The 18,643-nt window shown below is 41.2% G+C and carries 13 protein-coding genes and 1 pseudogene; 9 read left to right on the forward strand and 5 right to left on the reverse strand.

What is annotated here, in order from left to right:
- The first annotated feature begins 149 nt into the window (after positions 1-149).
- Genes G1O98_RS04230 through G1O98_RS04240 form a run of 3 tightly spaced genes read left to right on the forward strand, consistent with a single transcriptional unit; the run spans position 150 to position 2,439 of the window.
- Complete coding sequence (locus G1O98_RS04230) at positions 150-908, forward strand: ATP-binding cassette domain-containing protein (RefSeq protein WP_163927430.1); 759 nt, start codon at positions 150-152, stop codon at positions 906-908.
- Complete coding sequence (locus G1O98_RS04235) at positions 905-1,537, forward strand: ABC transporter permease (RefSeq protein WP_163927431.1); 633 nt, start codon at positions 905-907, stop codon at positions 1,535-1,537. The genes G1O98_RS04230 and G1O98_RS04235 overlap by 4 nt, the downstream gene beginning before the upstream one ends.
- Positions 1,537-2,439: a glycine betaine ABC transporter substrate-binding protein gene (locus tag G1O98_RS04240; protein WP_163927432.1), complete on the forward strand. Its 903-nt coding sequence runs from the start codon at positions 1,537-1,539 to the stop codon at positions 2,437-2,439. The genes G1O98_RS04235 and G1O98_RS04240 overlap by 1 nt, the downstream gene beginning before the upstream one ends.
- Positions 2,440-2,529: 90 nt before the next feature.
- On the opposite strand, the gene G1O98_RS04245 is transcribed toward G1O98_RS04240, so the two are convergent.
- Positions 2,530-3,159, reverse strand: coding sequence for a Uma2 family endonuclease (locus tag G1O98_RS04245; RefSeq protein ID WP_163927433.1), 630 nt, complete (start codon positions 3,157-3,159; stop codon positions 2,530-2,532).
- A 220-nt stretch (positions 3,160-3,379) separates the two neighbouring features.
- Positions 3,380-6,340 carry a calcium-binding protein gene (locus G1O98_RS04250; RefSeq protein WP_163927434.1) on the reverse strand — a complete coding sequence of 987 codons (2,961 nt, stop codon included), beginning with the start codon at positions 6,338-6,340 and terminating at the stop codon, positions 3,380-3,382.
- An 867-nt stretch (positions 6,341-7,207) separates the two neighbouring features.
- Between G1O98_RS04250 and ggt the strand changes: the two genes are divergently transcribed.
- Positions 7,208-9,007, forward strand: coding sequence for a gamma-glutamyltransferase (gene ggt / locus G1O98_RS04255; protein ID WP_175586529.1), 1,800 nt, complete (start codon positions 7,208-7,210; stop codon positions 9,005-9,007).
- A gap of 76 nt (positions 9,008-9,083) precedes the next feature.
- Here ggt and G1O98_RS04260 read toward each other — a convergent pair whose 3' ends face one another.
- Positions 9,084-9,347, reverse strand: coding sequence for a hypothetical protein (locus tag G1O98_RS04260; protein WP_012409208.1), 264 nt, complete (start codon positions 9,345-9,347; stop codon positions 9,084-9,086).
- Between the two features lie 427 nt (positions 9,348-9,774).
- Positions 9,775-10,401, reverse strand: a complete 627-nt coding sequence (locus G1O98_RS04265) for a DUF1802 family protein (protein ID WP_163927436.1) — start codon at positions 10,399-10,401, stop codon at positions 9,775-9,777.
- Between the two features lie 98 nt (positions 10,402-10,499).
- Here G1O98_RS04265 and G1O98_RS39700 point away from each other — a divergent pair.
- The 5 genes and pseudogenes from G1O98_RS39700 to G1O98_RS04290 all read left to right on the forward strand — a co-directional run.
- A pseudogene (locus G1O98_RS39700) lies at positions 10,500-10,721 on the forward strand (hypothetical protein); the annotation flags it as partial.
- Positions 10,722-11,513: 792 nt separating this feature from the next.
- Complete coding sequence (locus tag G1O98_RS04275; RefSeq protein ID WP_163927437.1) at positions 11,514-11,801, forward strand: hypothetical protein; 288 nt, start codon at positions 11,514-11,516, stop codon at positions 11,799-11,801.
- Positions 11,791-12,504 carry a hypothetical protein gene (locus tag G1O98_RS04280; RefSeq protein WP_175586530.1) on the forward strand — a complete coding sequence of 238 codons (714 nt, stop codon included), beginning with the start codon at positions 11,791-11,793 and terminating at the stop codon, positions 12,502-12,504. Before G1O98_RS04275 ends, G1O98_RS04280 begins: the two co-directional genes overlap by 11 nt.
- Positions 12,505-12,883: 379 nt before the next feature.
- On the forward strand, positions 12,884-15,601 hold the full coding sequence (locus G1O98_RS04285) for a CHAT domain-containing protein (RefSeq protein WP_163927438.1): 2,718 nt from the start codon (positions 12,884-12,886) through the stop codon (positions 15,599-15,601).
- 1,075 nt (positions 15,602-16,676) lie between these two features.
- A complete protein-coding gene (locus tag G1O98_RS04290) occupies positions 16,677-17,426 on the forward strand; it encodes a hypothetical protein (protein ID WP_228058539.1) in 750 nt (249 codons plus the stop codon).
- Positions 17,427-17,446: 20 nt separating this feature from the next.
- Here G1O98_RS04290 and G1O98_RS04295 read toward each other — a convergent pair whose 3' ends face one another.
- Positions 17,447-18,496, reverse strand: a complete 1,050-nt coding sequence (locus G1O98_RS04295) for a molybdopterin-dependent oxidoreductase (protein WP_163927439.1) — start codon at positions 18,494-18,496, stop codon at positions 17,447-17,449.
- Between the last annotated feature and the right edge of the window lie 147 nt (positions 18,497-18,643).

Raw genomic sequence — 18,643 nt, forward strand, 5'->3', positions numbered from 1 at the left:
GATATTTTTCTGGTTCCCCCCTTATTAAGGGGGGCTAGGGGGGATCGAATTCTATGCAGCTTCATGACAAATTGGACGTTAGCACGCTAGCAAAATCAGCACATAATACATATAGTCAATAACAGGCTAGCGTCCACCAAAAGCTACTAATGCCGCAAAATAACCAAACCACCGTTGAATTCCGCGATGTCACCTTTAGCCGCAATCATCGCCCCTTGGTGTCAAATCTCAACTTCAACATCCGCCAAGGAGAAGCACTAGTATTACTTGGGCGCAGTGGTAGCGGCAAAACCACCACAATGAAGTTAATTAATCGCCTATTCACACCTACACAAGGCGAAGTTTTATTTGATGGTATTTCCACAACTCAATGGGATGAAATTAAACTGCGGCGAAAAATTGGTTACGTCATTCAAGAAATTGGTTTATTTCCCCATTTTACAGTTGAACGCAATGTGGGTTTAGTCCCGGCTTTGGAAGGTTGGCAATCGAAACAAATAAAAACGCGGGTTTATGAGTTGTTGCAATTAGTGGGTTTGGAACCAGCACAATTTGCAGGACGTTACCCGCACGAACTTTCGGGTGGACAAAGACAAAGAGTCGGTGTAGCCAGGGCTTTAGCAGCAGATCCGCCTGTATTGTTGATGGATGAACCCTTTGGCGCACTCGATCCGATTACGCGGTTAGAACTGCAACAAGAGTTTCGGCGTTTGCAGCAAGAGTTAGGTAAGACGGTTGTGTTTGTCACCCACGATATTCAAGAAGCCTTGGTTTTGGCATCGAGAATTGGTTTAATGTATGGCGGAGAATTGGTAGTATTGGGGACAACAGATGAATTTATGCGATCGCAACACCCAGAAAGCCTAGCCTTTCTTAAATGTCTGCGTTCCTTCCAAGACAATTTATGAAAAATTTCTTTCTTGTTAAGTATGCCCCAGAAATTCTTCAGCATACTCTAGAACACTTGTTTTTAGTAGGCATCGCTATTGGAATTGCCATACTTATAGGCATCCCATTAGGTATTTTAATTACACGTAAAACATATCTCCGCCAACCAATTCTCGGCATAGCGAATATCCTGCAAACTATTCCTAGTTTGGCTCTTTTTGGTTTACTTATTCCTGTTCCTATAATTGGCGGAATTGGGGCTGTACCAGCAATTGTTGCTCTGACTGTATATTCTTTGCTGCCGATAATTCGTAACACTTACACAGGGATTACTGGTGTAGATCCAGCGATTCGAGAGGCTGGGAGAGGTATGGGAATGACGGATAGACAATTGTTATTGCAAGTTGAGATTCCCTTGGCAATGGGGGTAATTTTAGCAGGTGTACGAGTCGCAACGGTAATTGCTATTGGCATTGCAACCATTGCAGCTGCGATCGGGGCTGGTGGCTTGGGAGTCTTTATTTTTCGCGGTATATCAGTAGTTAACGACCAGTTAATTTTAGCTGGTGCAGTTCCGGCGGCGGTAATTGCATTATTGGCTGACTTTGCAATTGGCTGGTTGGAAAATAAATTAAAAATTAAAAATTAATGAAAAGATTTTTAACATCGTGCTTTTTAACTTTTAGTTTGTTATTACTAATTACTAGCTGTACACCAAATGTAAATAGTAGCAGCAATGGCAATATTATTGTTGCTTCCAAAGATTTTACTGAACAAGATATTTTAGGTGAATTTTTAGCACAGCAAATAGAAGCAACAACTAATTTAAAAGTATCTCGTCGTCCCCGTTTGGGTGGTTCTTTTGTTTGTCATAACGCGATTACTACTGGCAAGATTGATGCTTATATTGAGTACACAGGTACAGCTTTTACGGGAATTTTAAAGCAAAAAGCAGTTAATGACCCTAAAGAAGTTTATGAAAGGTTAAAACAAACATATTCCCAGCAATTCAATTTGGAAGTGATGCCAAGCTTGGGTTTTGAAAATACTTTTGCGATGATTGTCCGGGGTGATGATGCCAAACGCTACAATATTCAAACTCTCTCAGAAGCTACTCAATATACACCACAGTGGCGCGGCGGTTTTGGTTATGAGTTTTTAGAACGAGAAGATGGTTTCCCTGGATTAGCTAAAACTTACGATTTACGTTTTGCCAAATCTCCCCAAATCATGGACTTGGGTTTAATATATCGTGCTTTGATTCAAAAACAAGTAGATATGGTGGCGGGGAATTCTACTGATGGGCAGATTTCTCGGTTGGGTTTAGTTGTCTTAAAAGATGATAAACATTATTTTCCACCTTACGAAACTGTGCCAATTGTTCGGCAAGAAATATTAAAAAAATATCCCGAATTAAAAACAGCGATCGCTTCACTCGCCGGAAAGATTTCGGCAGATGAAATGCGACAGTTAAATTATTTAGTTGAGGGTGAATTACGTGATGTTAAAGATGTTGTCCAGGAGTTTCGCAAATTGAAGGGATTAAAATAATTCGTAATTCGTAATTTGTAATTCGTAATTAAGCTTTAGTGTCATGCACTGACAACCTGAAATGGTGCGTTACGGAAGCCTTAACACACCCTACTGTTGTTCATGCAAAAAGTTCTTTAACCACCTAATGACTTCACTTGTTGATTGCTCATTGCCCATTTGAAGACATTGCTGCACAATTTCTCTGACGTTAGGAAAGTAGCTACTTTCCGTAAGCACATAACTTTCTGCCTGCAATCTATAAATTAATAGGCGATTACTCTTTAATATCCAAACTTCTGGCACTCGATACGGTAAGTAATCATTAATATCGGTGTAGCTTGTAACGTCTATTTCAATTGCTAAATCTGGTGGTGGATCTGACTCCCAATCAATTCTTTTTTTACCGACTACTGCTCTACAATTTTCAATGTAAAAGGAATAGTCTGGTTCAATACCACTAATTTCTGGCAAGCTCATGGTAATGGGCGTAAATGACTCGTATATGCGGTTTAAATGATCCAGCAAAACCTTAGCAATATCTGCCAACAAACTTGCATCTCTTCCATGTTCTGGTAGCGGTGCCATTAGCAAAATTTCCCCAGGTCGATATTTAATGCGAGGCGAAGAGCGATCGCCTAGTTGCTGACTCAATACTTGATAGTCTTGCCAGTTTCCTAAAAGTTTCAATACCGCGCCAGGTGGTAACTCAATTCTTTGTGGTGTAATTACGGTATCCATATTAGCTCACATTGTAGATATTGCCGTTCGTATTACATGGATGATAGGCGATCGCAGGATTCATAAATTCTAGGACTTACGCACTCAGCTTGCCCAATCCCCTTAAAAATGGGGCTTTAGAAGTTCGCCCAAATTGATCGGGGGGCTAGGGGGATCTAGGCTTTAGTGCGTAAGTCTTATTCTTGTCCTCTATGGCCAAGTGATGGAACTCTAATAACTATTAAACAACCACAAAATTGTTGTTCGTTAGTGACAACCCAGGAGATAATCCTGCAAATTGTACCTGAGTAAATGCGCCTGCACTACCATCCTGGTCAAAGAACAATGCACCTGTAGTGGAGTTATAAATAAATCGCTGGGTGCTAGTGGTTGCAGATTCTCCAAGTGTAAACTGGCTTGTCTTAAGTACACCTGCTGATAAACCGCCACCAAAACCAGCAGCCGACACCTGAATTAGTTCATTAATGGTAGCGAAGTCACGTATCAGATCAAGACCTTCATTGAAACTATCGAAAACAAAGGTATCAGTGCCACCTTCACCATAGAGCCAATCATTACCTTTGCCGCCAATGAGGATAGCATTGCTATAGCCACCTCTGAGGGTATCATCACCATTGCCACCTTTGACGGTGTTATTACCTGAGCCATCAGAGGCTATTAGGGAATCATTACCATCGCCCCCATCTAATAGAGTATTGCCTGTTGAACTGCTACCACCATACAATGTATCGTTACCAACACCACCGTTGAGGGTGTTCTCACCAGAGGCGAAATAAATGACAGAGAGATAATCATTACCATCGCCCCCATCTAATAAATTATTGCCTGCTAAACCGTAAGCATTTAATGTATCGTTCCCAGCACCACCGTTGAGGGTGTTATCGCCAGATATGCTACCATTCACAAAATTTCCGAATTCGTCGTAGATGTAACTAAAAGCCTGTAAAGAATCATTGCCATTGCCTCCATTGAGGAGGTGATCCCCTGTTGAAAGACTAATATTCAAGAAATCGTCACCAGCGCCACCATCTACTGTATCGTTACCATTGCCTGGGCGGAGCGTATCATTACCATTGCTTCCCACAAGATAATCATCATAGTCTGTACCTGTGATATTTAATTGTTCGATATTCTTGTAGCTAAACACTGTTGTGTCCGCCGTCGAAGAAATTACTGTGATGTTAGTAGTAGGATTGAAAGTCGAAGTAATTCCCGTGGTAGCACTGCTATAACTGAAAGACAAGAAGTCGTTACCTGCTCCCCCGTCTACTGTTTGAGTGACTAACGTAGATAGGGAGTGGAAATTTAAGGAATCATTGCCATTGCCACCATTGAGGGTGTTATTGCCAGTGCCACCATTGAGAGTGTCATTGCCATCGCCACCGTTGAGAATATTATTGCCATCGCCACCCCTCAAAATGTCATTGCCACTTAAGCCTTCAAGAATGTCATCACCCCCTTGACCATTGATGACATCATTTGAATTGTCAAAGCCACTAACATTGTTGTCTAGGTTGTTTAGGAAGGTGACTGTGTTTCTTCTAAAGACAGTGCTTTGGGTGGAGTTGGCATCGAAGACATCAAAGCTATCGGTAATGGCAGTTTGCCCATAAAACAGAATATTGCCCAAATCTACAGTGGCTCCAGTAGATTTGGTGAGGTTTTCTAGGTTTTCCAGAGCAAAGTTTTCCAGGATGAATCTGGTATCACCATACCCTTGAAAGCTGATTTCCAAACTTGTGCCATTCTGGGTGAGAAGCAAATTGTCGGCAGTGAAGCTACTATCGTCCTGGAATATTAGAGTGTCCACTTCGGCTATAACTGCTGCTGTGGGGTTTGTTCCTTTACCTACTCCATCAAAATCAGCGATCGTAGTAGTGCCATTATTAATGGTGTCGCTGTATAGGCTGTTGTCGTTGTCGTATAAGCCGTCGTAAACAAATTTATCCTTACCACCGCCGCCTGTGAGGCTATCATTGCCATTACCACCTGTGAGGCTATCATCGCCATTACCACCGTTGAGGGTGTTATTACCAGTGGCACCAGAGGCTGTTAGAGTATCATTGCCATCGCCTCCATCTAGGAGGTTATTGCCTGAGGAGATCGAGTTGAAGTAGGAGTCTTGATATATAGACAAAAAGCCAGAGATGTCTAGAAAATCATTGCCATCGCCTCCAAAAAGCAGGTTATCGCCTGATGATCCACTAGCACTCAAGATATCATCACCATTACCACCGTTGAGGGTGTTATCGCCATCTGAGCCAGAGTCAGACCCTGTGTACTGCTCACCCCTTACAATCCCAGAGATAGAGAGAGAATCATTGCCATCGCCCCCATCTAAGAGGTTATCGCCTAATGAACCGCTAGCATTTAAAGTATCATCACCAGCACCACCGTTGAGGGTATTGTTGCCTAAAGAGCGATCGTCGTAGCTTGGTGAGTAGGCGTTGTAGTAGTCTCCGCCAGAGGTGGAGAGAAAATCATTGCCATCGCCACCATTAAACAGATTATTGCTTGAGGGGGAGTCAGCATACAAAGTATCGTCACCAACACCACCGTTGAGGGTATTATTGCCCGCGCCACCCCTCAAAATGTCATTGCCACTTAAGCCTTCAAGAATGTCATCACCTCCCTGAGCATTGATGACATCATTTGAATTGTCAAAGCCACTAACATTGTTGTCTAGGTCGTTTAGGAAGGTGACTGTGTTTTTTTTAAAGACAGTGCTTTGGGTGGAGTTGGCATCGAAGACATCAAAGCTGTCGATGATGGTAGTTTGCCCATAAAACAGAATATTGCCCAAATCTACAGTGGCTCCAGCAGATTTGGTGAGGTTATCAAGGTTTTCCAGGGCAAAGTTTTCCAGAATGAATTTGTAACTACCAAACCCTTGAAAGCCGATTTCCAGACTTGTGCCATTCTGGGTGAGGAGCAAGTTTTGAGCAGTAAAGGCGCTATAGCTCTGGAAATTTAGAGTATCCACTTCGGCAATGACTGCTGCTGTGGGGTTTGTTCCTTTACCTACTCCACCGAAATCTGTGATCTTATTAATGTAGTTTGAGTCGCCGTCAAAAAATATTATATCGTTGCCACCGCCACCAGTTAGGATGTCGTTGTAATCGATATAATCAAAAGCGCCCCGTAAGGTGTCGTTACCGCTGGTTCCAATGATAATTGCCATAACTTTTTCCTGATTGAATCGATTTTTGGAGTAACTTCAGTTGTCAATAATCGAGTTAGTGCTTTTTGATGGCACAAATAATTTGCCAAAAGTTCAAGCTTTCGGCATATAATATTCACTCTTTAGATAGATAGACTCGCCAATTGTTCATTAAAGATTTCCCCTTTAATTCGCTTGCACACATTACTTATCTCAGTATTGAGGACTATCTAAGTCTTAAGCACTGCACAAAATTTAGTTGCTTTGTCAATGCATAAGTCTTACTAGTTTAAAAATAGGGAAAACTTGAGATGGCTAAAACAGGGAATTTTTATGCATTTGTTGTCGGCGTAGCTTGCCGCCGTAGGCATCGCTCTTGAATTTCTATCTGTAAAATAGAAAACATCAAAATAACCCAACAATAACTAAATATCGAATATTTACTTAGATGTCTATCTTTTCCAAAAATCTTTGCATACTCTTTATATTTGTAAGAAACCATTTATAAAGTAAATGTTGAATTGTAGTGTGCGTTATCGCTGAGAGTAGAACACCTGGAAATATAGTACATTACTGCTAAATTAGACTTTCTCAAACACTCAAATTCCTAAACGCCGTAACACATTCTAATTAATATTTACTTTATAAATTAGGCTTCCCCGAAAGGTCGATAGGCTTTGAAACCCAGTTTTAGTTTTTCTCTGGTTGTATGAAACCACCCTGCCTGCCTCTTTTTCAAGGGGGAGAGCCATGCCTACAGCGGCAAGCTACGCAAATAATGGTAATCAAAATCTGATAAATTAAGTACACCCAGATACTGTATATGTATAAGTTTTTATGAAAAATGGTATAAAAATGCTTACTGTTACTAAAGTCAAGCGAGTTGCAATGCCTGCGACCCACGTAGCCATCGCAGCCTTTTCTTTCACACTCTTTGTTTATAGCCAAGTCGCTTCGGCTGCTTTAACTTTACCCCTACGGAGCAAAAAGGGAATGGTAGTTTCAGCCCATCCCCTAGCGAGTGAAGCGGGAATTTCGATGTTACGCAAAGGTGGTAATGCAGTGGATGCAGCTGTAGCCACAACCTTTGCAATTTCTGTAGTTGAGCCTTTTTCAGCGGGAATCGGTGGCGGCGGATTTTTGCTGATGCACTCTGAGAAAACTGGCGACATCAAAGCGTTAGATTTCCGCGAACGCGCACCCCTGAAAGCTACAAGAAATATGTATCTTGACGTAGAAGGAAAGGTGCGTCCCAATGCAAGTATTAATGGTTATTTGGCAGTAGGGACACCAGGAACGGTGGCGGGACTTTATGAACTGCATCGTCGCTATGGTAAACTTCCTTGGCAAGAGGTGATGAAACCTGCGATCGCACTTGCTAAAGATGGCTTTATTCTTGGCGATGCCGCAACTTGGCGTTATCTGCAAACAAACCAATCCAGCCAGCAAGCACTTCTCAAAAATCCAGCCCTGCGGGAAATTTTCACTCACAACGGTGAATTTTATAAGCCAGGGGAGAAACTGGTGCAGAATGATTTGGCACGCACTTTAACAGCAGTTGCCGAAAATCCCCAAAGTTTTTACACCGGAAGTATTGCTCGTGCGATCGCTTCTGATATGGTAAAAAATGGTGGTTTAATTACTCTAGAAGACCTGAAAGCCTACAAACCAATCTGGCGGACTCCTATTTGTGGCAATTTCCGCAAAGCTAAAGTTTGCTCTATGCCACCTCCATCATCGGGAGGCGTTCACCTATTGCAGATTTTAAATATTATTGGTGACACTGATTTAAAATCTTTGGGATGGCATCATCCTGACGCTATCCACTTAATGGTAGAGGCAATGAAAATTGCTTACGCCGATCGTTCAGAATATTTAGGCGATCCTGATTTTGTCAAAGTTCCTGTACAAGAACTACTCAGTCCAGCTTACGCCAAACAACGCCGTCAAGAAATTAATATGCAAGTGGCTAGACCCTCGACCAAGGTCAAGCCAGTAGATAGAAAGACACTACAACGTTTTAGTCAGGCTAATAATCGGAGTTTAGGAGAAAATACCATTCCTTTATCTCACCAATCTCTGAAACTGCACGCGACGCGGTATGAATCCACTGAAACCAGCCATCTTACGGTTGTGGATGAAGAACGCAACGCTGTAAGTCTAACTTTCACCATTAACCTCAGTTTTGGTGCTGGTGTGGTGACACCAGGAACTGGAATTGTCCTCAACAATGAAATGGATGATTTTGCTGCTGCGCCAGGAGTACCTAACGCCTTTGGTTTAGTTGGTAATGATGCCAACAGCATTGCACCCCGCAAAACTCCCTTATCCAGCATGACTCCCACAATTGTCACAGAAAATGGTCATTTTCGGATGGCAGCAGGTGCGCCTGGTGGTAGCACTATCATCACTCAGGTTTTGCAAGTCATCCTAAATGTGCTGGAATACAACATGGATGTTGGCGCGGCTGTTTCTGTTCCACGCATACATCATCAATGGCTTCCAGATGAGTTGCGTGTAGAATCCTGGGGTTTAGATGCTCTGACTCTACAAGAATTACGCCGTCGGGGGCATAAAATAAAGGAAACTACTCCTTGGGGTAATGGTAACGCGATCGCGGTTACATCTGATGGAACTCTAGAAGGCGCGGCAGATCCTCGCGGTGAAGGTTCCCCCAGAGGTTTGTGAGCGAGTGAGCGACTGGCAAGACACAGGGACGCACAGAATAACAAATAACAAATGACTAATGACTAATGACCAATAACTATTGATTTTGGATTGTTGACTCTACGTAGCTACTGCTGCCAAACTCATTGGCGCGTGCGCTAGGTACTAGTGTCCAACCTGCTTTGAGAAGTTTTTGATAAGTTGCCCAACCTTTAGAACCACCTGGTATTTGATAATCTGGGACTGTGAAATGTCCAAAAGCCGTGTAGGGCCGCCAAGGCTGATTGGGTTCTGTCTGCAAATACAAGATTTTCTCGCCGTCGCCACCAGACTTAGATAACCAGCACATTTGTCGATGCATTGCAAACTCCTTTGCTTTTAGCTAACAACTAACGCATAATATCAGACTTTTGTCAAGTTACTTCTCACCCTTGTGAGCTATTTTTGGACATGCAGATAAACAGATTTGCCTCACCTTATGTATTAGGGTGAGATTTTTCTAATGTTATGCGCGTTTTTTGCGATCGTGTGTAGCAATAACTACTGTTTTCAGGGTGGTTAGGAATTTGCAATCTGCTGTATTTTTAAAAAACAGAAGTCAGGAGCCAAAATTCAGTTCTAAATTCTGGCTCCTGACTAGCGGATAGTGCAGCGTGCGATCGCTGTAGAAAAACTCTAAATATTTGGTGGGCGAGCTTTTTTTGCGATCAAAGCCCAATTTGATCGAGTTTTCCAAATACCATAGCTTCTCTGTAAATTGAAAAACTTAGCAGCAATACAACCGAGGTTTAGCCAAAAGTCGAGTTGTAATTGAGCATATCAATCTTTCTGGCCATTTTGTCGCCGACAATGCCGCGAATTGTCTGTACTAATTGGGTGTATGCAAAGTCAGACAAAGCTGGTGTTGTTTCTTGCAAGTTAATTGATTGATCTAAATCAATCCATGATTTGCAACCGCCGTATTTAGGGTAATAAGGAATTTCTTGCTCTTGGGTTAGCTTATATGTCCGCAGGAGGAGAATATAAAGGGGCTGACGTGGTTTCCATTTAAGGCGATCGCTAATAAAATGCTCGTTCCAAATATGGAACGGAAGCAAGGCGTTGACAAGAAATTCGTCACTAACTGGCAAAATATCTGTAATTTCAGCCCAACTGCCGATGCGAACTGTCTCTGGATGCCAACCTGATGTTACTGGATAAACACAATTAGCATACTCAGGTTTGAGCATAAATGCTTGTTGATGTTCATAAGTAGGGTAAAGCAAAATTTGCTTGTGGGCAACTTGGAAATGTCCATTTCGTTCATGAATACCCCCTTTGCGAAGCAACATAATTGTTTTGCCACTCTCCAAGGCATTTACGGCGACAGCCCATTCTTTGAGAGCATGAAAAGTTGTAGTCAATTCCATCAGCATCTACTGTAACTCTGATTTAATTCAAGCTAAGACCGATAAAGTGTGAAACTGTCCAAGGGAATGAATTAGAAAGCAGTTATAAACAAGCGATCGCTACCAACCCAGCAGATAATCGTGCTAAAAATAAACTGTTTCAACGCGAAAACTTTGAACATGCTCAATAAGCGCTACAAAAATTACGTCCCATAGCTCTTATTTATAATTGTACCCTTGCTCAGTTAGCTTTGCCGTGGCTAATTGCCCAACCTCAAATTAATGCTATTGCAAGGGCACATTATCCCCAACAAGCACTAGTACCGCAAGGCGGAATTAAAAATTAAAAACTAAAAACTAAAAATGAATACAGCATAAGTGTTTCGTTGATTTGGAATGATTGGTTTATTTCCGCCGTGTTGTACTAGACAACGCATTAGCCACCCAAATTAAGGTTGATCCTGCCCAATTGGTAAAAATTGATGCAATTGGACGTATTTCCAGCAATTATCTGGATGAAAGTCAAATTATGTGCAATTGATGACAATGCAGTTTGATTAGCTATGCTGTTCTCTCGAAGATCCCCTCAAATATCTTAAAAAGATAGCCAGGGATCAAATATCTGGAGCTAGATTGCAAAATCTAACAAAACATCAACTTTAGTAAACTAAGAGTTGCAACTTAGAAACTGAAGTGATAACTTAAATAGTAGGACACCAAACAAAATAAAACCAAAAGAAAAGGGTAAATGACTTAGTGTCCCCTGTCATCAACCCAAGCAAATTTCAGCATATCAAGATTACAAAAGTGGCAAAAGCCTAATGTCAAAGGCAAAGCCAAATCCCAAAGCGGAAAAACGCAAGAATGCTGAGTTTGTTAGTTGTCTAGTCCACCCTAGTTATTAACCTCCAATTACTTAATTAGTTTAACAATTTGAAATCTGTGAACTCGATAAAACCTGGTCAACCCTGATCAGGTTTTTGGTATTTTATTGTGATATGATTTTCTCGGTACGGCAGATGGTGCAGGAATTGACGCTTGAAGAGATAGTTGGGAAACTAAAGTCTTTTTAACAAAAGCCAGTTAATGTGCCCAATAAATAATAAAAGGGAAAAGGTTAAAGGGGAAAGGGGAAAGGGATGATGATTGTCGCGCCACTTGCGGGCGAGGTTTTTACCTTCCTCATAAAATTTGGATTATTTCGCGCCACTTGCGGGCGAGGTTTTTACCTTTCCTCTTTCCCCCTTCCCCTTCTTATAAATGTTAAACCTTTTGGTTGGGTTACTTTATTTGTTTTGTATATATCAATAAGCCCACTAACATGGGCTTATTTTGTAGAATATAAACTCAAGCTAACTAAGTCATTTCCAAGCAGCGAGGAAAATAGAATGGCAATGTATCGTGTCAAAAAAATTGATGGAATATAATAGATTTTTAAATAAAATTGCTACAGCTATTATTATTACGCTCCTTTCTTTTTCTTGTAAGTCTTCAACTATCACAAAAGCGGAACAGGCACAAGCAACAGATAAATCGAAACCAGATCCGAATCTTGTCTATGGAGATTTAATTATTAAAGAACAATCAGATTATATAATGATTCCCGTTGTTCTTCCAGAGCAGAATGAAGATAAAAAAACTGATTTAAGCCTTTCACGTTCTTATGAAAGAAATAACCAATTGTCTAACATCATCTTTTATCGAAAGCAAGATGGTGAAGCTCATATTTTATTAAATAAAAAAGCCATTATCGCCTCCTTTGATTTATTAGAGGTAAAAGCGGTAGAGAAGCCGCCTACAAGAGTTTGGTTTTATAAAATCCTTGAACAAGACACAAACATAGATACAAAACTCAACAGCGAAGATGCTACTGTTGGTTATCTTTCTGATTTATCAGGTAAGAATCTCCAGCAAATTACCCCAAACAATACTCAAATCATCAATTGGGTTGTTGTTCAAAGTCAAAATGCAATTTTTATAAAAATTATCAAAGACTCAGATAATGATAAAAAATTTACAGGAAAAGATAAAACTAATTTTATTAGAGTTAACCTAGATAAACCTGCCATGGGATCTGAGATTATTAGTAATCAGATAGAGCAAGAAATTAAGTCATCCGTTCTTAAATGATTAGGTTTATTGCATTGAATTGGGCCCCGCTATGGTAATACTTCTCTACAAGGGTTATCGATAACGCATATTTAATTTATAGAGATGTCTAATAGACTTCTTGCAGAAGTGGGTAAAGGGTAAAGGGTAAGGGATGAAATTTCCCCTTACCCTTTAACCTTTCCCCGACATCTTGGCATTTGTTACTTTTGCAAGATGTCTAATTATCTGGAATCAGTGACAATGGAGTTTAGATAGTAAAACCTTATCCAAGCCATGATAAATAAGATTGTGGAAGCTCAGGCATGAGTAATGGATGTGAATGGTAACATTACCGTGGTAGCCCAAACTACAGTAAATCCTGTGCGTTCCTGGTTATCAATTACCTCCTGTCATGGTTATGGCTAAAACAACTAGGATTTTTGGCGCGAATTCTGTAAAAGTTAAAATACAAAAGCAGCCAGGGCGTTGGCATAAAACAACACTGGCTCAATTTTTGCGTTTGCCTTTGTACTTTCTAATAGCTTTGCTATGCATATTGAGTTCACCCGTGCTAGCAAAAGTTCCTGGCTCAATTAATTCTTCATCTCAATTACAGATTAACAATTTGACATCGCTGGCTGTAGTTAATGACCCAGGTTCGCTACTAGAACAGGGAAAATTTTTATACAATTCTGGTAACTTTGCCAAGGCAGTAGAAGTATTACAACAGACTGTCCAAGCATATAAGCAGCAAGGAGAAAGCCTCAGACAGGCAGCGACACTGAGTAATCTTTCGCTAGCTTACCAGCAACTTGGTTTATGGAGTCAAGCACAGCAGGCAATTACAGAAAGCTTAAACTTGATCAAAGGACAAGATGAAAACCAAAATCTTCAAATCTTAGCCCAATCACTGGATATTCAAGGTCGTCTTCAACTGAGAATGGGACAAGCCGAGGCAGCTTTAGCAACTTGGCAGCAGACAGAAGAAATTTACAGGCGAGCAGATAATCAAAGTGGTGTGGTGCGATCGCTAATCAATCAAGCACAAGCGTGGCGAACCCAAGGATTTTACCCCCGCGCTGTCAAAACACTCGATCGGGTAAGTCAGACATTAAAATCTCAACCAAATTCGATAGAAAAGACAGTGAGTTTGCGATCGCTCGGTGATGCTCTTTTAGTAGTGGGCGATTTGGAAAAGTCACGTCTGGCGCTAGAAGAAAGTCTGACAATTGCTCGAAATCTGCAATCAAGCGCAGATATTGCAGCCAGTCTGTTCAGCCTGGGGAATAATGCCCGTAAACAACAAAATAACCTATTGGCGATCGCCTATTATCAAGAAACAGTTGCAGCATCTCCCTCACCCTTAATAAAAGTCCAAGCCCAACTCAATCACCTGAGCCTACTGATTCAAGATCAACAATGGGCAAAGGTTCAAACCCTCTTACCATTGATTGAGTCCGAACTAGCTCAACTTCCTCCCAGCCGTGCTAGCATTTACGCTCACGTTAACTTTTCCCAAAGTTTGGCAAAAGTCAAGGGTGGTATATTGCAAGCATCTAGTCAGCATTACTACTCAGGATTTAGCACCAAAGAATCAGCAGTATTACTCGCTAGGGCTATTGAACAATCTCGCAGTTTAGGGGACAAGCGGGCAGAAGCATACTCACTAAAGAGTTTAGGCGGTTTGTATGAAGAAACCGGACAATTGTCATACGCACAAGAGCTTACCCGGCAAGGATTAGCTTTAGCACAGAGCAGTAATGCACCAGAAATCACCTACACCTTAGAGTGGCAGTTAGGTAGATTACTGCGGGCAAAAAAAGATATGAATGGTGCGATCGCAGCCTATGATTCTGCTGTAGACACTCTCCAGTCCCTTCGCAGAGATTTAGTAGTCAATAAAGACGTAGTTAACCAGGATGTACAATTCAACTTTCGGGACAGCGTAGAACCCATCTACCGAGAGTCAGTAGAGTTACTGCTAAAATCCCAAGAAGGAAAACCAGATCAAAAAATATTGGAGAAAGCACGCCAACGCATTGAAGCACTCCAACTAGCAGAATTAGACGACTTCTTTCGAGAAGCTTGCCTACAAGGACAGAGAGTAGCCCTCGATCAAATGGTGGATAAAGATAATCCCACGGCTGCCATTCTTTATCCAATTATTCTTCCTGACGAACTTCAGGTAATTGTCAAAATTCCTAAACAACCCCTGCAAAGCTACACTACTCAGATTTCTCATACAGAAGTAGAGAAATTGTTACTAGAACTGCGAAAAAGTCTTGTCAATCCCACTGCTACCAAAGCCGTCCAAACCCAGGCGCATGAAGTTTACAACTGGCTGCTTCAACCCATTGAGTCAAAATTGCAAAACAGTGGGGTAGATACCCTAGTGTTTGTCCTAGATGGCCCCTTACGCAATTTACCAATGGCAGCTCTATATGATGGTAAGCAATACTTGGTAGAGAAATATGCAATTGCTCTGAGCGTGGGTCTGCAACTCCTCGATCCTAAACCACTGGTAAAACAGCAGCTAAGAGCGCTAACCGCAGGACTGACTCAGCCACCACCAGGTTTTTCCAAGTTTGCACCGTTGCTTGCGATCAAATCTGAATTTGACGGCATTACCAAAGCAGGAGTCTCGACAACTAGCCTACTAGATGGAGATTTTAAGAAAAAGAATTTAGAGGGTGAAATTAATGCTGCTTCATTCAACATAGTGCATTTAGCAACTCATGGTCAGTTTAGTTCCCGCCTTGAAGACACTTTTATTTTGGATTTCGATGGTCAGATCAATGTCAAAGATTTTGATACTCTTTTTCGCAGTCAGGGCAAAACTATAGTAGAGCTACTCGTTTTGAGTGCTTGCCAGACAGCAACAGGAGACAGCCGTGCAGCATTGGGTCTTGCAGGAGCAGCTGTCCGAGCTGGGGCACGCAGTACCATCGCCTCACTGTGGCAGATTGATGATGAATCAACGGCAATGTTTGTTAGTGCCTTTTATCGAGAACTCAAGAGTGGCAAAATCACTAAAGCCAAAGCTGTCCACCGTGCCCAGCTACAACTGTTGCAACACCCTAACTACAAAGCACCAAGCTTTTGGTCTGCCTATGTGTTGATTGGCAATTGGTTGTAATTTCGGCACATGGGCTCATACAGAGCATGGGAATGGCTGATTAAAGGCTGCTGGCTCCAGTGATACATTGAGTCAGTAGCTCATACCATTTCTTTGTGAAGCTGCGCCAAATTTCCTTTGCTTCTTCTTTCTTCCTTTGTGTTCTTCTCTGACGAGACGCTGCGCGTAGCTTGCTTCTCCGTAGGAGTATGCGTCCTTTGCGGTTCGTTCCTCATATAGTTTGGCGCAGCTTCATAAAGAATTGGTATCAGTATACTCTACTAGATATTGCCGAAAGATTGGGAATGCCATTTGATGTAATTAAACATGCTGCTGATACATCCATTGCACATGATTTACTGACTTCTTTCAAAAGCTAATGAAGATATGGGAAATACTACAATTTTTGCAAGTAGCTATAACATTAGCTCAAAAATAAGGGAATTTTAATAATTATCTGTTGCAATACACCATCGCATACATTTATTATTTTCAAATCACCTGATTCCCCACAGAAATATATTTATATCATAAAACTTTTTATACGATTATACTGGTAATTATAGCATCACTGACATTCTTTTTTTTACAGGTGTTTAAAGTAAAGTTCTATACTTTAAACTTTACCGTAAGAATTTTCATCTTTACTTCAATAAGTCCAGCTATAAAAACATTCTCTTAAAATTAACTACTGACATTGCAGCAGTTTTGAATAATAAAATTCAAATAAATAATTTATTTAAGTCGTAATTTTACGGTTTTTAATGACTAATCTTTAAAGTTACGATCTTACCAAAAGGTGGTAACAGTACATTTGTATGTACTTTATTGCGTCATCGAAAAATAGTTTAGTTTGAGTTACTGTTAGCTCTTTACACAAATGTGAGGAGAGTTATCATAACATTTTCTGCCACAGTTTATGAAGTAAGTTGTTTGTTTTGATAGCAATTACAATCGCTGTGGCAGCATCTTAAGCTAACAAACTTTCTGACTTTCTCAATAAGCACTCTCTCAGGCAAAAGCCTAAGTAGTGCTATGGCTGACTGGATAACCAAGTCGGTTACAAACCCATTTGTCTATCGTTAGGAACATGAAAATGAAAATGAAATCAATTCTTGAGTTGATTGAGCAGAAGAACCAGAAATATGCCAAGTTACCGTTCTTTGAGTATATGAAAGACGAGTCCATTGATCCACGCCAGAGACTGGCATTTGCACCTGTGATTGCTCCACTGGCACTGGAGTTCAGTGAGTTATGCAAACGAGTTCTTAGAGATGAGCCAACGACTAATTACATTCAAGAGATGGTAAATCTGCACACGCACGAAGAACATTTTCACTGGCAATGGTTACTAGAAGACATGGAAAAGATGGGGATTGACTATCCTATGCGGTTTAGTGATGCGGTGCGATTCCTTTGGAGCGATCATACTAAGGTTTCCCGTTCGATGTTTCCTATCTTTGAGCGGTATACTCGGGGAGCAGATCCTATCATCAGATTGGTTGCCATTGAGGTATCCGAGGTGACGGCGAATGTTTTTTTTCGTTCAACCATGTCTGCGGCCTTGCAACTGCAAGAAATGACTCAAACAGAGTTCCGTTACTTTGGTATGCGTCATAACCATATAGAAAATACCCACACTCTTCATACTCCCTCTTCTTTGCAAATAATGAGAGAAATTGAGGTGTCGGAAGAAATTCGTCAACAAGCACTTGAATTAATTGATGTGGCGTTTGTGTATTTTACAGACTTGATCAATGAGTTTTTGGTTTATATTAAGACTCATTCTTATCAAGAACCATTTTCTAAAGTGTACGAACCAGAGCGATCGCTAACATCTGCCTAAACTATCTGCTCAATTTTCATTCATTCGACGACGGTAAAAGAGTCAAAGCCTTTTATCGTCGTTTCTTTAACAGTGACAGCTACTGTATAAACAGCATTGCGCTCTTGCTGAATTGGTTGAATTGCTCCATCATAATCAGTGGCTCGACTCATTAAGCTATATTGTCCTGGCGTTGTTGGAGTCCATTGAAACGTGAATCGTTGCCAAGCATATTGCAACCGTGCTTCAACTTCAGCAGCTTGCCAGGTGATACCACCATCTGTACTAAAATCCACCGACTGGATACCCTTGGATGCCCAGGCCCAACCCCAATGTGTTTGAGGTTGAAGGTATAATACTTCATTTTGAGAAGGATGAACAATTACAGACTCCGGTGCAACTTCCCAAACGGGTTTTAAAGTCGCATCATCGCCTCCAACTCGATCGTTATAGAAAGTTGTTGTAAAGGGCCCTGGCGATCGCTGATCTGTGACATAAATATGTGAGAGCCACTTGACAAAGTTCGTGCCATAGTAGCCTGGAACCACCAGCCGCAAAGGAAAACCCCGCTCTGCTGACAGAAACTCACCGTTCAGCTTGTACGCCAGCAGCACATCATTATCCAATGCTTTTTTGATCGGAATATCTTTTATATATGAATCGCTAGAAACTCCCTCATAAACACCGCGATCAGTTCCGGCAAACCAGATATAACGAGCTTCAGGTTTTACTTGCAATTGATTAAGAATTGCTCTGAGCGAAATTCCACCCCATGTCACATTACTAATGAGTCTTGTCGGAACCTTGGGTTGAAGCGGATTGCCTGAACATTGGTGGAAAACAGTTAATTCACGATATTCTAGACTCAGCAAATTCTGATATGACAACTCAAGACTTTGCTCTACTAATCCCGAAATTTTCAACTTCCATTGCTTGATGTCAATGGCTGGGATTCCCAGATGAGAAAGAACGAATAGATGGTTTTCAGGAGTAATAAAAGACTTGAGGTCGTGAACACCCAGTGGAAACTTTGCAATCATTCCCACATAGCTCATGCTCTGATCTTCTAAAGTTTGATCGAACTCATTCATTTAAGCAACCTGCTATTAACGATTTTTCAAACATTTTTTTATAATAGTGGTTGTACAAAAATACACGCAGTAGACGCAAAGCGGCTACTCTGCAAGAATGCCAAAAGCGAACCCACAGGGTATCACCCCTAGATGAACAGTATTTAA

Origin of the sequence: Nostoc sp. UIC 10630, from assembly GCF_010747425.1 — a bacterium.
Lineage (GTDB): Bacteria > Cyanobacteriota > Cyanobacteriia > Cyanobacteriales > Nostocaceae > Nostoc.

Bases quoted from the DNA above. Each gene is read 5' to 3' on its own strand.
- G1O98_RS04240 (WP_163927432.1), top strand. From the start codon at position 1,537: ATGAAAAGATTTTTAACATCGTGCTTTTTAACTTTTAGTTTGTTATTA.
- G1O98_RS04260 (WP_012409208.1), bottom strand. From the start codon at position 9,347: ATGCATCGACAAATGTGCTGGTTATCTAAGTCTGGTGGCGACGGCGAG.
- G1O98_RS04285 (WP_163927438.1), top strand. From the start codon at position 12,884: ATGGCTAAAACAACTAGGATTTTTGGCGCGAATTCTGTAAAAGTTAAA.
- G1O98_RS04275 (WP_163927437.1), top strand. From the start codon at position 11,514: ATGATGATTGTCGCGCCACTTGCGGGCGAGGTTTTTACCTTCCTCATA.
- G1O98_RS04245 (WP_163927433.1), bottom strand. From the start codon at position 3,159: ATGGATACCGTAATTACACCACAAAGAATTGAGTTACCACCTGGCGCG.
- G1O98_RS04250 (WP_163927434.1), bottom strand. From the start codon at position 6,340: ATGGCAATTATCATTGGAACCAGCGGTAACGACACCTTACGGGGCGCT.
- G1O98_RS04265 (WP_163927436.1), bottom strand. From the start codon at position 10,401: ATGCTGATGGAATTGACTACAACTTTTCATGCTCTCAAAGAATGGGCT.
- G1O98_RS04295 (WP_163927439.1), bottom strand. From the start codon at position 18,496: ATGAATGAGTTCGATCAAACTTTAGAAGATCAGAGCATGAGCTATGTG.
- G1O98_RS04290 (WP_228058539.1), top strand. From the start codon at position 16,677: ATGAAAATGAAATCAATTCTTGAGTTGATTGAGCAGAAGAACCAGAAA.
- G1O98_RS04235 (WP_163927431.1), top strand. From the start codon at position 905: ATGAAAAATTTCTTTCTTGTTAAGTATGCCCCAGAAATTCTTCAGCAT.
- ggt (WP_175586529.1), top strand. From the start codon at position 7,208: ATGCCTGCGACCCACGTAGCCATCGCAGCCTTTTCTTTCACACTCTTT.
- G1O98_RS04230 (WP_163927430.1), top strand. From the start codon at position 150: ATGCCGCAAAATAACCAAACCACCGTTGAATTCCGCGATGTCACCTTT.
- G1O98_RS04280 (WP_175586530.1), top strand. From the start codon at position 11,791: ATGGAATATAATAGATTTTTAAATAAAATTGCTACAGCTATTATTATT.